At 39.8% G+C, this 15,801-nt stretch carries 10 protein-coding genes; 4 read left to right on the forward strand and 6 right to left on the reverse strand.

Annotated elements, in window-relative coordinates; translation table 11 throughout:
- Window positions 1-53 precede the first annotated feature (53 nt).
- Both E1140_RS07255 and E1140_RS07260 read right to left on the reverse strand, forming a co-directional pair.
- Window positions 54-419: a hypothetical protein gene (locus E1140_RS07255; RefSeq protein ID WP_155180977.1), complete on the reverse strand. Its 366-nt coding sequence runs from the start codon at window positions 417-419 to the stop codon at window positions 54-56.
- Window positions 420-684: 265 nt separating this feature from the next.
- Window positions 685-1,032, reverse strand: a complete 348-nt coding sequence (locus E1140_RS07260) for a cytochrome c oxidase assembly factor Coa1 family protein (RefSeq protein ID WP_155180980.1) — start codon at window positions 1,030-1,032, stop codon at window positions 685-687.
- 182 nt (window positions 1,033-1,214) lie between these two features.
- Between E1140_RS07260 and E1140_RS07265 the strand changes: the two genes are divergently transcribed.
- Window positions 1,215-2,300, forward strand: a complete 1,086-nt coding sequence (locus tag E1140_RS07265; protein ID WP_155180983.1) for an aromatic ring-hydroxylating oxygenase subunit alpha — start codon at window positions 1,215-1,217, stop codon at window positions 2,298-2,300.
- A gap of 115 nt (window positions 2,301-2,415) precedes the next feature.
- Here E1140_RS07265 and E1140_RS07270 read toward each other — a convergent pair whose 3' ends face one another.
- The 4 genes from E1140_RS07270 to E1140_RS07285 all read right to left on the reverse strand — a co-directional run bounded on the left by E1140_RS07270 (window position 2,416) and on the right by E1140_RS07285 (window position 10,545).
- The gene (locus tag E1140_RS07270; RefSeq protein WP_155180986.1) at window positions 2,416-5,076 is read right to left on the reverse strand and encodes an ABC transporter permease; all 2,661 of its coding nucleotides are present in this window, start codon (window positions 5,074-5,076) and stop codon (window positions 2,416-2,418) included.
- Window positions 5,073-5,405 (reverse strand): PadR family transcriptional regulator, encoded by a 333-nt coding sequence (locus E1140_RS07275; protein ID WP_155180988.1) that lies wholly within the window; start codon window positions 5,403-5,405, stop codon window positions 5,073-5,075. The genes E1140_RS07270 and E1140_RS07275 overlap by 4 nt, the downstream gene beginning before the upstream one ends.
- Before the next feature lie 130 nt (window positions 5,406-5,535).
- The gene (locus E1140_RS07280) at window positions 5,536-7,959 is read right to left on the reverse strand and encodes an ABC transporter permease (protein ID WP_155180991.1); all 2,424 of its coding nucleotides are present in this window, start codon (window positions 7,957-7,959) and stop codon (window positions 5,536-5,538) included.
- Window positions 7,960-8,097: 138 nt separating this feature from the next.
- Complete coding sequence (locus E1140_RS07285; protein ID WP_155180994.1) at window positions 8,098-10,545, reverse strand: ABC transporter permease; 2,448 nt, start codon at window positions 10,543-10,545, stop codon at window positions 8,098-8,100.
- A gap of 318 nt (window positions 10,546-10,863) precedes the next feature.
- On the opposite strand from E1140_RS07285, the gene E1140_RS07290 reads away from it, so the two are divergent.
- From E1140_RS07290 to E1140_RS07300, 3 genes are all read left to right on the forward strand, one after another.
- On the forward strand, window positions 10,864-13,341 hold the full coding sequence (locus E1140_RS07290; protein WP_155180997.1) for a TonB-dependent receptor: 2,478 nt from the start codon (window positions 10,864-10,866) through the stop codon (window positions 13,339-13,341).
- Between the two features lie 70 nt (window positions 13,342-13,411).
- Window positions 13,412-14,869, forward strand: a complete 1,458-nt coding sequence (locus tag E1140_RS07295) for an amidohydrolase family protein (protein ID WP_155181000.1) — start codon at window positions 13,412-13,414, stop codon at window positions 14,867-14,869.
- Window positions 14,870-15,038: 169 nt separating this feature from the next.
- On the forward strand, window positions 15,039-15,801 hold a 763-nt coding region (locus E1140_RS07300), incomplete at its 3' end, for an amidohydrolase family protein (RefSeq protein ID WP_425482007.1).

Genomic DNA, 15,801 nt, shown 5'->3' on the forward strand with positions numbered 1-15,801 from the left:
TTCGCACGGTGAAGTCCAAATGCGCTCTTATATCATGTTGTGCGTTCGTGATTTTAGTCCTTAATTTCTTTAAACTCTAGGCCACTATAAATTGAAAGACTTATAAATGTGAGTCCATAAAATATGAGTGATATGAGGGGATAAAATATAAAAAACATTGCTGTCGCTAATGCAATAGCAAGAACCCAAGTAGCTGTCTCAACGGTTGCAAATCCTTTATATACAATTGTTTCATTTCTATCGGATAGTGTTCTAATCGTTGTGTAAACTCCTCGATATGCTACTAGGAATGCAAGAAGCCAAAAAGTCCAATGTATCGAAGTCCAATAGCTAAACAATAATTTAGAGCCAATCAGCAAAAACACAATTGCTGCTATCGCGAGTCCAAGTTTCAATTTCAGTATATTTCTGTCTGTCATTTTATTGACCTATGACGCACAACGCCCCTGTAAGGCGCGTTTGTTTACTTTGTTCAAAGCATAAAACTAGCACGATTTGGGTTTAGAACCTAGTCGCAATGCAAGCAGCTTAAGACACCGCGCTCCTGTTAGTCGTCCACAAGTGGCAGCCATGAAAGTAGATGTGAAATGCTAACCCAAAACGTGCGGGGGAAACGTACTTGAGCATTTAAGTACTTCGCACGGTGAAGTCCAAATGCGCTCTTAAAGCTTGTTGTAAGCTGTTTTATTTAGAGTATTCAATACTTTCTATTTCCCACTTATCATCTATAAAATTTAGTTTAACCTTGAAAGTAACTTCAAGTTGTGAGCCTTTAACATCAAATACAAGCCGAGCTGATTTATTGGGGGTTAAATACCCACTTATAGAGTTGTCAATTTCGATTATGTCACCTATTTCTGAAGAAATTAAGGAGTCAGTCTTTATATAATTTAATGAAGTTTTAAATGCATCAGAGTTACTAAATTGTTCATTAAATGCTCTCGATGTTTGGAGCCACATAATGGAAAAAACGGCAATTACCGTCAATAAAATTCCAACAATTATTCTACGAATTAACTTATTTGAAGACATATTAGATTCGACATTGAATAGCTTACAACATCAGGATAGCGGGCATGCCTGCTATTTCGCTAATGTTTTTTTACTAATCTAAGATATTTTTAAATTTATTAATTTTCACTGTTGTGCCAACCTAGAGTGCGCACTAATATTCAACCAAAAACCTTAATTTGCACTGCACTTAATACCTTCCCATGAGCCAAAAATTCTTTATCGATCCGGACATAACTAAAGCAGAAACGCTACCTGCAGATTTCTATCGAGACCCCGAAGTTTTTGATCTGATCAGAGAAAAGGTTTTTAACCGAACGTGGCAGTGGATTGGTAGTAAAGATTTATTGCCCCAACAAGAAGGCGTTTATCCATTGACACTTTTGGATGGTTTTATGAAAGAGCCTTTGTTGCTTACAAAGGACGGTACAGATGAGATTAGATGCCTATCCAATGTCTGCACGCACAGGGCTAATATATTGGCACATCAGCCAGCAAAGTCTAAATCAATAATTTGTGCTTACCATGGCAGGCGGTTTGACCTTGAAGGTAAATTTGTGTCCATGCCCGAGTTTGATGAAGCCGAGAACTTTCCGAGGCCTTGTGACAGCCTGCATAAATACCCGTTAAAAGACTGGCGTGATTTCTTGTTTGTAAGTCCAAACCCGGCCTTTGATATTCAAGAGGTGGTTGAGATCATGGAAAAGCATGTTGGTTTTATGCCCATTGAAGATTTTAAATTTGAGCCTACTTTAAGCAAAGACTATCTGGTCAACGCACACTGGGCTTTGTATTGTGATAACTATTTAGAAGGTTTTCATATTCCATTCGTGCACAAGGACCTTAACAATGTGTTGGACTATGGCAGCTATACTACTATCCTTTATGACCACTGCAATGTGCAAGTGGGCTACTCTAAAGGTGGTGAAGAGGTTTTTGACTTACCAGAAGGGCATGTCGATTATGGTAAGCAGGTAGGTGCTTATTACTATTGGGTGTTCCCCAATATGATGTTCAACTTCTACCCATGGGGACTTAGCATTAACATTGTAAAGCCCATAACTAAAGACAAAACCAAGGTGTCATTCCTCACTTATGTCTATGATGAAACTAAAATAGGAAGCGGTGCCGGGGCATTATTGGACAAGGTAGAGCGTGAAGATGAATTTGTGGTTGAAGGTGTGCATCAGGGGTTGATGTCGTCCGCTTATACTACTGGCAGATTCTCTCCAAAAAGGGAGAAAGGTGTGCATCATTTTCATGGTTTGCTGGCGAAGTATATTGGCTAAAAACAAGTAAAACCTCTGCGGATTCTCTGCGTCCTCTGTGGTCAATTAAAACCGCAGAGATAACAGAGAAACTCAGAGAGGTTAGTCAATTACAATTTACAGAAATTGTACTTAATCATTCATATTTCAAAGTCTCTGCAGGGCTTAAATAGGCTGATTTAACTGCATGATAACTCACAGTTACCAATGCAATCAATAGCCCCAATCCCATGCTGATAGCAAAAATCGGCCAGCTGATTTCAATACCATATTCAAAATCTTCAAGCCAGATATTCATGGCATACCATGACAATGGAGAGGCAATCACAAAGGCGATGAGTGCAAGCCATATATATTGCCGATTAAGCAGCACAAAAATGTTCATCACCTCGGCACCAAAGACTTTTCTAATGCCCATCTCTTTTGTTCTGTTGATGGCATTGATACCTGCTAATCCAAATAGGCCGAGACATGAAATCAAAATGGCAAAAAGTGTAGCCAGCCCCATGATACTCATCCAGCGTTCATAAGAAGCATATTGTCGGGCTATATCCTCATCCATAAAAGTATAGTCAAAAGGTTTATCTGGTGATAACTCGTTCCAGATGCCTTGCAGTTTGTCAACAGCATTGTTTAACTCACCAGGCTTAATTTTGATCAGCATCTGTTGAAGATATCCCACCTCCTTTTTATCCATAGACAGGAACATTGGTTCAATGGTTCTTTCTAATGAAAGGAAATGATAATCTTTAACCACACCTACTACTTTTGATCCAAGTGAAGTGGAATCCTGGCGCCAGTTTAAGTGCTCCTCTAATGGGTTTTCCCATCCCATGTCTGCCACTAACGCTTCATTAACCACTATATCAGTAGAATCATTAACACCCTCAATAAGGAAATTTCTTCCTTCAGCCATTTCAATACCTAAAACCTCAATATATTGTGCATCCACCGCAAATACATATGCTGATTTGTTCTCATCATCAATCTCATAACCATACCTTGAATAGCCCTGATTAAAGGATAAGCTTGTGCCGGCCACACCAGTTACAAAAGATTCCTGAGACAGTCGCGTGCGCATTCTTTCAACTGCTTTGTTAGACTCCTCATTCCAGCCCATTTGAGTGGGGACAACAATTACCTGTTCCTGATCATAACCAAGATCTTTGGTAGTAATATATTCCATTTGTTGGTACATAATCACAGAGCTGATAATCAAAAAAGCACTTAGTGCGAATTGCAGCACAACAAGTGGCTTGGTGAAGCCTGCTTTCATTTTGGTGGTAAATCCACCTTTTAAAACCTGTGTAGGCTTGGCTGCTGATAAATAAAAAGCAGGATAGAACCCAGAAATAAGGCCTACCAAAACGGCCAAACCAACACCAATACCTGTCACCTGCAAAATGGTAATGGCATCAAACGATAGGTCTTTATTAGTAAACTCATTGAAAGCAGGTAAAAAGGTGAACATTAATGCAATACCTATCACCATAGACAAGAAAGCCAAGATCACTGATTCAAAGGCAAATTGATTGATCAGTTGCCCACGCTGAGCACCCACAGACTTCCTCACCCCTACTTCAGTTTGTCTTGCTGCTGAAGCCGTTAAAGAAAGGGAGATATAATTGATGCAGGCTATTAATAATATTAATAACGCGATTCCACCTAAAATCATCGAATACTTAGGATCACTAGACCTACTCCATGTCACCTGAGTATTGAGATGCATATCCTCAAGTGCGGTCAGTTGATATTCAAAAACAGTAAACCCTTCTGGAATCTCCGTCCGTTCCTGCCTCCTTTCTAATGATTCTGCCATGTATTTATCTACAATCTTGCCAAGGCTCTCATTAACAGCCGTCATATCTGCATTATCAACTAACTGAATAAAGGTGGGGGTATTAAAATTACCCCAGCTGTCAATGTTTCTATCGTAATATGGTCTTGTGGTTTGTGATACAATAATATTATAATTAAGACTAGAATTTGCCGGAGCCTCTTCAATCAAACCCACTACTGTGAATTCCTGCTCACCCATGATATCAATGCTCAATGTCTTACCCAGAACATCCTGACTCTCAAAATATTTTTCAGCCATGTCGGGAGTTAGTATAGCATGATATTTATCTGTAAGAAATTCATCACTATTTCCTGCCAAAACCTTAAAAGAAAACATCTTGAAAAAATCAGGATCGACATAATCGATATCTTCAGTAAAAACTTTATCACCATTGGCTACAATGGCACTGCCTCCCCCACTAAACCGACTAGCATATTGCACCTGAGGCACCTCTTCTTTTAACACAGGCCCTAAACCTGTCTGTAGGTATGCTGAATAATTATATGGTTCTTCGGGATTAGGGTCCCAGGTATCATAGGCCTTTTCTTCTACCCTGTAAATCTTGTGACTATTTGAATGAAACTTATCGAAACTCTTCTCATCCTTGATATAAAGAAATATCAGAATGCAGAAAGCTATACCAATGCTTAGACCGAAGGCATTGATAAATGAGAACATTTTTCTTTTGGCCATATTTCGGCCTGCTGTTTTAATGTAATTACTGATCATAATTGTGTTGATTATTGAGAATTTTGAGTTGTTGCGTAGTAAAATTTCCGGTCTGACAAACCGGACGGTGTTCCACCAGTATCTTCTTTTGGCTCTTTTCTCACCAAAAGTTTCTAAGTCATCATAAAACTGCTCTTCCAAATCACCGATGATACCCTCGAATAAATATTCGGGGCATACACTTTCCAAAAGTCTGGTGATTCTTTGAGGCGGTCTCACGTCCTTCATATACCTGCAATTTTTAATTCAGGGAGCATTTTCCAAAGTTTAAGGCGCTGCTCTTGCAAGCTTTGAAGCACACTAATCCCAGCACTGGTTAACTCGAAATATCGCTTCCTTCTGCCTCCACGCTCTTGCGTAGCGCCTCCCATAAACGACTTCACCAGACCTTTGTCTTCCAGGCGGTATAATGTGACATGCACAGCACTTAAATTGAGACTTCGGTCTAATTGATCCTGCACTTCCTTGACTATCGCATTTCCATAGGCCTCCTCTTTCAGAATGCCTACCATGGTTAGCATTAGCTCTTCAAACTCTCCCAGGTATGTTTTATTCATTAGTATATAAAATGTTAAACTAATGGCAAGATACAATTTTTCTTTATTTCTATAACAATTGTTGTACAAATGATCATTTAAAAACCTCATAAACTATCATACCAGTATGAAAATCTATGAGGCGCTCTGACTATTCGTATTTAAGCGTTTTCGCAGGGTTTAACAATGCAGCCTTTAATGTTTGAAAGCCAACCGACAAAAAGGCAATTAAGATTACCCCTAACCCAGCCAATGGAAATAAGAATATGTTGATATCAACCCTGTATGGGAATGACGATAACCAGCCATCCATAATCCACCAGGCCATTGGCCATGCAATGAGGTTAGCTACTAATACCAACTGAATAAATCCCCTGGAAAGCAACAGTACTATATTCGGTACCGTTGAACCCAAAACTTTCCTTATTCCGATTTCTTTGGTTCTTTGAATAGTAAGGAATGATGCTAAACCAAAAAGGCCTAAACTAGCTACAAAAATGGCAAGTACAGAAAATAGTCCGAATACCTGACCGAACTGTCGATCGCCTTCATATTGTTTGTTGAAATAGCTATCTAAGAAGAAGTAGTCTATAGGATTACCAGGAAAGAACCTATTCCATGGTTCTTCAATGGATGCGATCAAATCCTGATAGTTGCTGGTCTCAATTTTAAATGAGTAAAATGAGCTACTCGTTGTTAACCTAAAGACCAAAGGCGTTACTTTATTTTTTAATGACATCTGATGGTAGTTCTCTAACACACCAGCAATTTCCAGTGTATCACCACCCAGCCTTACTTTCTCACCTACTGCTTCTTCAGGGTTTTCAAACTCTAAGGCATCAGATAATTCCCTATTGATCAATACCCTTGTTCTTTCGACCTCAGTGGTAAAGTCCTTACTGAAGTTTCTACCAGCTACCACTTTCAGGTCAAAAGCAGGAACGTAATCATCATCGATACCAACATTATATACAGTAATGCTACTTTCCGGACCACCTTGAAGACGCTGAATTCCTCTTGTCCAGAAAATCTCGTTACCCGGCACGTTGGAAGCTGCTGTCATCTGCTTGACACCAGCAATATTTAAGGTTTCTTGCTTAAAGGCGGCCAGGTTATCATCATATAATGAATCAGTAATTCCCGGGCCTTCCAGAACCAATGTCTGGTTAATATCAATACCCAAATTCTGATTTTTCATGAAGCTCAGTTGATCATAAACAATGATGGTTCCGATAATCAATACTATGGAAGAAACAAATTGAAAAACTACCAGACCTTTGCGCATAAGATTGCCACCAGCATTGGCCATCATCTTACCCTTAAGAACTGAAATAGGCTTAAATGATGACAATACAATGGCCGGGTACACTCCTGAAAGCACAGTACCTAAAAGGAACAGGCCTATGATCAACTGCCAGAATTGAGCATCAATGATATATTCTAAAGGGATATCCCGTCCTGTTAATGACGCAAATGACGGCCAGCAAACTACAATTCCGACCAACGCTATCATCATCGCAAGTAGGTTGATTAGAAAAGACTCGGCCATAAACTGTTTCACAAGCTGACCTTTTTCAGCCCCCATTACCTTACGTACCCCTACCTCATTGGCCCTTTCAAATGATTTAGCGGTTGAGAGATTGATATAATTTACCCACGCTATTATCAGGATAAAAAAGGCAATGATTGTAAGAAAATAAACGGCCTCACCATCTCCCTGCTCATCTGGCTCAGACTCTTGCAACAGGTGAGAATACAGATGAATATCTCTCAAAGGTTGCAGTATAAACTCTTGTTTAGAATTGCGCTTTGCCCACTCTTCACCACGCTGCTCGAATAGGTAATCATCCCATTTGCTTTGTAGTTCTTCAACATTCACTCCTTCATCAAGCAACACATAGGTATTAAAATCATACCAGCCCCAGGCTGTTTCTGCTTGCTCATACGCGTCACTAAGAGTTTTGAAAGAAAATAAAAGCTGGAACTTTATGTGTGAGTTTTCAGGGACCTCTTCAAACACACCAGTTACTTCAAAATCATTATCTCCATCCCAATTCAAAGTCTTGCCAATAGGATTTTCATCCTGAAAATATTTCTTAGCTGCAGCTTGCGATATCACCGCTTTATTTGGCCCTTGCAAAGCTGTTTCTGGGTTCCCTTCCAATAGATTAAAGTCGAATATCTCAAAAACACGAGGATCGGCAAATTGCATTTTCTCTTCTCTGAAGGATATAAATCCTCTGTCAGGACTCTCATAAGCTACTACCCCACTAATAGGATAAAGTCGAGTAAACTTTTTGACTTCAGGAAAGTTATCTTTCAGAGCTGGACCCACAGCTGGTACAGCGGCAGCACATTCAACCGTCATTTTCCCATTCTGAATGACATTGTATTGAATACGATAAATATTGTCGATATCAGAATGAAACGTATCGTAGCTGTGTTCATACCTTACAAACTGAAGTATAAGCACACTGGCCGCCAGGCCTAAGGAAAGACCAATAATATTGAGAAAAGTAAATGTTTTGTGTTTCAGGAAATTTCTGAACGCAGACTTGATGTAGTTTTTGATCATGGTGGTAGGTGTTGGTTGTTGTTAATCAATTAAGCTCATTAGTCATTACTTAACTTTCAATGAATAGTTACCAAAGCATGACATACAACAACCCAAACCAGACATAATGCAACACAGCCTGATTTGGGATAGATTTAGTTATTCGTATTTCAAAGTTTCCGCTGGTTGCTTTAAAGAGACCTTAATGGCATTATAAGAAATGGTAATCAGCGCAATAACCAAAGTTAAGCCACCGGTTAGCGCAAACACTCCGGCTCCAACTTCTACCCTGTAGGCAAATGATGCCAGCCACTGATCAATAACATATAAGGTGAGTGGAACACTGATAACCAATGAAATCAGAATGAGTATAATATACTCTTTCGACAGCATGGTTAAAATTAAACTCTGGGACGCACCAAGCACTTTTCTGATGCTCACCTCTTTGGTTCTGTTTTCCATGTTCAAGGATGCCAGTGCAAACAAGCCCATGCAGCCTATAACAATAGCTAATATTGAAGCTATAGATACTATCTTAGACAAATTCTGTTCTGAACTATATTGAGTTGCCAGTGTCTGGTCAACAAAGTCATATTCAAACTCTTCTCCATTGGTCACTTTTTCCCAGACGGTTTTCATACTAGCAATACCTTCCTGCAGCTTATTCGCTTCAAGCCTTACAAATAGTTTAGGAAATGGGTTGCTACCAATTCCTACATTTTCAATACCGGGAAAAATGATTCCCGGGCTCATTGTCATTAACAAAGGCTCTACCTCAGCATGCAGACTGTTGTAGTTAAAATTCTCTATCACTCCTATGATCTCATGATCTTCAAAGTTTTTACCTGGTAGCTGTTTGCCAATAGGATCATCAAACCCAAAGGCATCTGCAAAAGCCTCATTGATAATAACTGCTCTTCGTCCATCAGAAAGATTATTTTGATCAAAGGCACGCCCTTCAACCATTTTCATTTTCATAGATTGAATAAAATGAGCATCGGTGACGAGCATGTCAAATGTCTTGTAGTTATCCTGAGTATCAGTAAAACCCACATTAGTCCAGCCGCCAGAGCCAAAAGTATGATTAGCAGCACCTGCCGTAACCACACCTTCTTTACCATCCAGCTCGTTAAGCATGAGCTGAGCCGATTCCATTCCTTTACCAACCCGTTCGATCAGTCCACCAGATTGTTCTACATTAATCTGTGATACTATCACCTGCTCCTTATCAAAACCAAGATTTTTGCTTTGTAGAAAGCTCAACTGGTCCTGCATTAAAAGTGTGGTGCTAATCAAGAAAATGGTCAGCACAAACTGTATGGCCACCAACGCCCTTCTTAGCCCTTGCTTATTGCCAGCGTTGGATCTACTCCCTTTTAATATCGAAACTGGCTTTAGGCCAGATAATAGTAAAGCCGGATAGCTTCCCGATATAATACCTATAACCACCAACAGCAAAATAACGCTCAAGGCCATAACTGCATCGAACTCAAAAAGCAATTGCTTACCTGACAGCTCATTGAACAGGTTTAAACTGAGCGCTGAAAGGAATAAGCCAATGATTACAGATATAAATGCTGTAACCACCGCCTCACTGAGAAATTGGCTCATCAACTGATTTCTTCTGGCACCTACTACTTTTCTCACTCCTACCTCTCTAGCTCTGTTGATGGATTTGCTTACTGACAAGGTCACGAAGTTGATACAGCCCAATAACAATATAAGGCCTGCAATGGCCACAAGGATATATGCATATTTAGGATCACTTACCGGAGCTATTCCCACCGGCATTTCATTATTCAAATGGATATCTAGAAGTGGTTGAAGACCAATTTGATATTCTCCTTCCACATAATTTTCACCCAAAGCATTTTTCAACAAAGCAGGAGTCTTGGCTATAATGTCTTCAGCATTTGCTGTTTCAGTTAACAGAAAATATGTTTCGGGATTTACATTATACCAGGCGTTCATTGCTCTTTCGCTCACCATCACATCATTATTGAGATCTGAGATCATGATGTCAAATGAAATGCTGGTATTTGTAGGCATATTTGCCACCACCGACTTAACCGTAAACAGTCTCTGACCGTCACCAATATCCATGGCTATATTCTGCCCAATGGGGTTGCCCAAACCGAAAAGCTTCTGAGACATTCTTTCAGTTAATATAGCGGCATTTTTATCATCCAGAGCCAAACTAGGTTTGCCCAAGATTGATTCAAAATCAAAGAAATCAAAGAAGGACTGACCTGCTACTGTCACTTGTTCATTAAAGGAGTCCTCACCTACTTTTATTTCTAAATTAAGATTGTTGATTCTTACAAAATCTTCCACTTCGCTGTAGTTATCTTTCAGCGCGGGGCCTAAGGGGTAAGGCGTTACAGTATTAAAGAAGGTCTCATTTTCTCCGTAATTCTCATAAGTCCAGCCGCGATAGATCCTATCTGCTTTCGAATGGAAATCGTCAAAGGTCCATTCGTCTTTAACAAAAAGGATGATCAGCAGACAACAGGCAATACCTGTTGAGAGGCCGGTAAATGTGATAAATGAGTGCAGCTTGGCTTTCCAGATATTACGGAAAGCAATTTTGATGTAGTTAGTGAGCATTGTGTTGTTGTTTGAGTTTTCTGAGTTATAAGTATGTAATTACGTTAGAAACGAAATATAAACTCAACTTAAAACTGTTAAAAAATGTGAAGAGTATCACATCAGATGACATGAACCATGGGATATATGTACTGAACCGTAGAATATCCTTACCAAAATGGGGAGGCTCTGTCTGAAATTACCCCTTGATAAACGGTAATAGCTTGTAACAACTATTTACCAGTTATATAGCTGCATTTTCCATTCAACACAAGTTTAAAAAATGATGTGAACAATTGACGCAGCAGTGCGTTGATTTGCAGAAATAAACGGAATCAAATGAAGCATATTTTTACATTTTTATTCGTGCTAGCTGCAACAACCAGCATTTTTGCACAAAGACCCGGTGGATTTGGTGGTGGAGCGAGCTCTCAAATAATGGGAAAGATCACCGGTCAAATTATTGATAGCCAAACCAAGGAACCTATATCTTACGCTTCTATTGTTGTTAAGAAGGGTGAGAAGCAAATTAATGGTACCATCTCTGAAGATGATGGCTCATTTAAAATTCAAGATTTGCCAGTAGACAAATACACTGTATTGGTGTCATTTGTAGGTTATGAAACTTCAACATTTGAGGCAGAGCTAACCCCTAAAAACCCAGACTTTAACCTTGGCTCTATCAGTATGAGTGGATCATTCCAGCAATTGGAAGAGGTGGTAATAGAAGGTGAAAAAGAGCTTATTGAAAACAGAGTAGATAAAATCGTTTATAATGCGGAGAACGATGTGGCCAATAAAGGTGGCGATGCGTCTGATGTGCTGAGAAGAGCGCCATTATTAAATGTTGATGTAGAAGGCAATGTTTCTCTTAGGGGAAGCCAGAATGTAACCATTCTTGTGAATGGTAAGCCATCTTCAATGTTTGCTAGCAACCCTGGTGATGCACTAAAATCAATACCTGCAGATAATATCAAAAACGTAGAGGTGATCACTTCGCCATCTGCTAAATATGACGGTGAAGGAACGGCCGGAATTGTTAATATCATAACCAAAAAGAGTACGCCTGAAGGTTTTGCAGGAAGTATAGATGCTTCAGTTGGTAACTTATCTAACAGAGGTGTATTGAACATCAATGCTGGCCGTGGCCGATTTGGATTCAATACCAGTGCCAGTGCTTTTTATTCTCCTACCAGAGAAGGCGATTTCAAGTTTTACAGAGAGGATATCATCAATAATCAAAGCAGGATTTTGCAGGAGTCTGGGCCCAATGAATCTAACCGATTAGGCTTTTTTGGTACTGCCAGTGCTTTCTATGATTTCAATGCATTTCATAGCTTTTCGACTTCATTCCGTTTAAGAGGTTTTGCTTCAGACAGAGATAATTTGGTGAATGGCTCCTTTGTGGACCCTGCCAATAGCATTAACCAGCAATACTTAAGAAATACCGAATCAGAGAATTTGTTTAGCGGATACGAATGGTCATTGGATTATATCTACAAATTCCCTGAAAAGAAAGGGCAGGAATTATCACTTTCTTATAAACTGGACGGCAACGTTCAGGATCAGGAGTTTGCAATAACGCAGGAAGACCAGGTAGGTAGTGATCAAACGCTATTCCAGAATGATAGAAATATCAACGATGGTGATAATAAGGAAAACACCATCCAGGCAGACTATGTGCACCCTGTAAATGATAAGGTTAAGATAGAATTAGGCGCCAAAACCATCCTTAGAGATGTGACCAGTGATTTCGAATTTGAATCGCTCAATACAAATACTGGCAACTATGAGACCGATCCTAACAGAACTGATGTATTCAATTATGAGCAAAATGTAGTAGCAGGTTATTTTTCTTCTACTGCCCAATTAACGGATAAGTATGGTTTGATTGCCGGAGTTAGGTACGAGTACACAGAAATTACTGGTGACTTTGATGTTACAGATGCTCCATTCTCGAATGACTATGCCAACTGGCTGCCTTCTATTACGGTAAGCAGAAAGCTTGGTAAGTTCAATACGTTAAAGGCTAGTTATTCAAGAAGAATTCAAAGGCCTAGTTTGCGAGTAATCAACCCGTATGTACAGATCAATGGTAATAGAAACCAAAGCTCAGGTAATCCGGAACTTGATCCAGAACTTACCGATCAGTTTGAAGTGAGCTATGGTATGTTTATCAAAGGCTTTGCTATCAATACATCATTGTTCTACAGAAAAACTACAGACATCATAGAGAGCTATCTTGATATTGATGACGCTGGACTCTCTTCTACCACGTTCAGAAATATTGGCGAAAGCGAATCTTACGGAGTCAACTTCTTTTCTTCAGTAACTATCAAGAAGAACATCACCCTTAGAGGTGGGCTGAATGTTTACACCTACATAGGTAGCGGTACTGTTGATGGTGTGGCACTGTCAAGAGAAGCAGTGATTTGGGATGGAAATCTTAATGGTAGTATTAAAATGGGCCGTGGCTGGAGAACAGACCTTTTCGGATTTTACAGACCACCAAGACAAACATTGCAGGGTACTAACCCTTCATTCTCTCTATTTACCATGGGTGTGAACAAGGAGATTAATGAAAAGATCAGCCTTGGACTACGTTTGGTAGAGCCATTCTTTGCTAACAAAAACTTCGGTAGTGAGCTAAAAGGTGCTAATTTCATCCAGACAACAGATACCAATATTCCTTTCAGGTCTTTTGGGTTGAACCTTACTTATAAGTTTGGTAAACTGGATTTCAAACAGCGTCAGCGTAGAAGCAAGATCAATAACCAGGATCAGGATAATGATGATGGTGGCGGACAGCAGTTTTAAGGTTATTTAATCTAACCTAAATAAGTATCGCCACCTCGAAGCCCTTTTGGGTGAGAGGTCTCCTTTAAAAATGAGAAGTCTCCACTTAATATGGGGAGACTTCTCATTTCGCTACGCTACATATGGAAGTGACGTTTATTGGATTTTAACCAAACTCAGTTATTTTAGGTTGATGAAAAAGCTATCGACCTTACTCCTATTCACAATATTTATTTCCTGCCAAAACAAGCATACCGAAGAGGTAGATTTATTGCTACTCAATGTTAATGTTGTTGACGTAGCGTCAGGCACTATTCAGCAAGACCAGCTGGTGGCCGTTAAAGGAGACACTATAGCTGCTGTTGTGTCTGCTGACAATGCTGCTAACTATTCATCCACAGAAACCATAGATGCTACAGGCAAATACGTAATGCCCGGCTTGTGGGACAATCACGTGCACTTCAGAGGTGGTGATTCGCTAATTGCAGAAAATGAAGTCTTCCTAAAAATGTTCCTTGATTTTGGCATCACTACCGTACGTGATGCTGGTGGTGATATCACCCCAGCGGTAATGGAATGGCGCATGCAGATTGCTGCCGGCACCATGACTGGACCCACCATCTTCACTTCAGGACCAAAGCTTGATGGCTCTAAACCTGCATGGGCTGGCTCTATTAAAATAGATTCTGTAAATGACATCAGCCCAGCGCTGGACTCTCTACAAAGCATTGGCACTGACTATGTGAAGCTGTATGATGGCAACCTCACCAAAGAGATGTTTTATGAGATCATAAAGGCCGCTGAAAGCCGTGGTATGAAGACCACCGGCCACATGCCCATGTCAGGAGATATCAATACCGCTATTGACCTTGGCCTGGATGGCTCGGAGCACCTGTATTATATTTTGAAAGCCTGCTCGCCCCTGGCCGATAGCTTAACAGAGCTTGGGTTGGGTTATGGAATGATGAGTACCATACTGGAGACTTACAATCCTAAACTGGCAGCTACGATATTTAAAAAGCTGGCTGACAATAAGGTATCCGTTACCCCTACCCTTTACATTATGAAAGTACTGACGGAGCTGGCAGATACTGACCATTCCGCAGACTCGCTGCTCACTAAAATAGGTGATGGTGTAATAGCCACCTACCAAAGAAGAATTGAAGGTGCAAAAAGGGCCAAGGCCAGCGGCAACACCAGCCGTTATGAAATGCGTGAGTTGGTAAAAACCATGATGCGACCGATGTATGATGCAGGTGTTAATATAGTCGCGGGCTCCGACTGTGGCGCTTCTAACTCCTACGTTTACCCCGGTGAGTCGTTGATTGGCGAACTGCAACAAATGGTAGGCATGGGTTTAACCCCGCGGGAAGCTCTTATTACATCGGTAGTGAATGGCCCAAAATTCTTTGACTTGGAAGTCAAATATGGTGCAGTTGAAAAAGGAAAAATAGCCGACCTGCTAATCCTAAATGCCAATCCATTAGAAGATATTGATAATGTTTTGGAGAAAGCTTATTTGATCAAGAGTGGGAATTTAGTGGAGTAAAAAAGCCGTAGATTAAACGTTTAATTATACGCTTACAGATGAAAAAACGCTGTATTAACCATAAAATAGGTGAAAATGAATTGCGAGGCAGTGTTAATGGCCTATCTTGCCAATAAAATATAACGACACCTTTTGTCCCGTTACACGGGTGTTAGCAGTAATTAGATAAATGAAAATACTAAAAAGACTTTTTAAAATCGTATTCGCTCTTATTGGAGTGCTCATACTAACGGGAGTCATTACACTTTGGATTGACTCATTAGGCACTAATTTCCTAAAGGCTAATAAGAATGAAACTGCATCTATTAATTCTTACCTTATTACTAATGTCAATATAATTCCGATGAACCGAGACACTATTTTAGTAGATAAAATGGTGTATATAAAAGAGGGCCTTATTGAAAAGATTGCAGACAATATTGAGGTCAGTGACATTCAAATATTTGATGCAGAGAACAAGTATCTAACACCCGGTCTGATTGATATGCACGTTCATGTTTGGGACAGATATGAACTTGGCCTTTATCTTTCAAATGGTGTTACTGCTATAAGAAATTTATGGGGTATGCCTATGCATTTAAGAATAAAAGAAGACGTAACTGAGAACAATATTATTTCACCAACTTTTTTTACTTCGGGACCAAAACTAACCGGACCGGAATTCATTGGTGATGATAATTTAAACCTTAATAAGCCCATTGAGGCTAAGGAAAAAGTGATTTCATATAAAGACAGAGGTTACGACTTTATCAAAACGTATTACGGATTAGATAAAGAAATCTTCGATGCCCTAATTGAACAAGCCGAAATTTCTGAAATAGATATCGTTTCTCATCCCTCTCAAAAAGTACCGTTTTCATATCATTTGAAACCACAAATCAAATCTATTGAACACACCGAAGAAATTGTACAACAAGCTTTGCATCATAATT

The organism is Fulvivirga lutimaris, from assembly GCF_009711525.1.
Classification (GTDB): Bacteria; Bacteroidota; Bacteroidia; order Cytophagales; family Cyclobacteriaceae; genus Fulvivirga; species Fulvivirga lutimaris.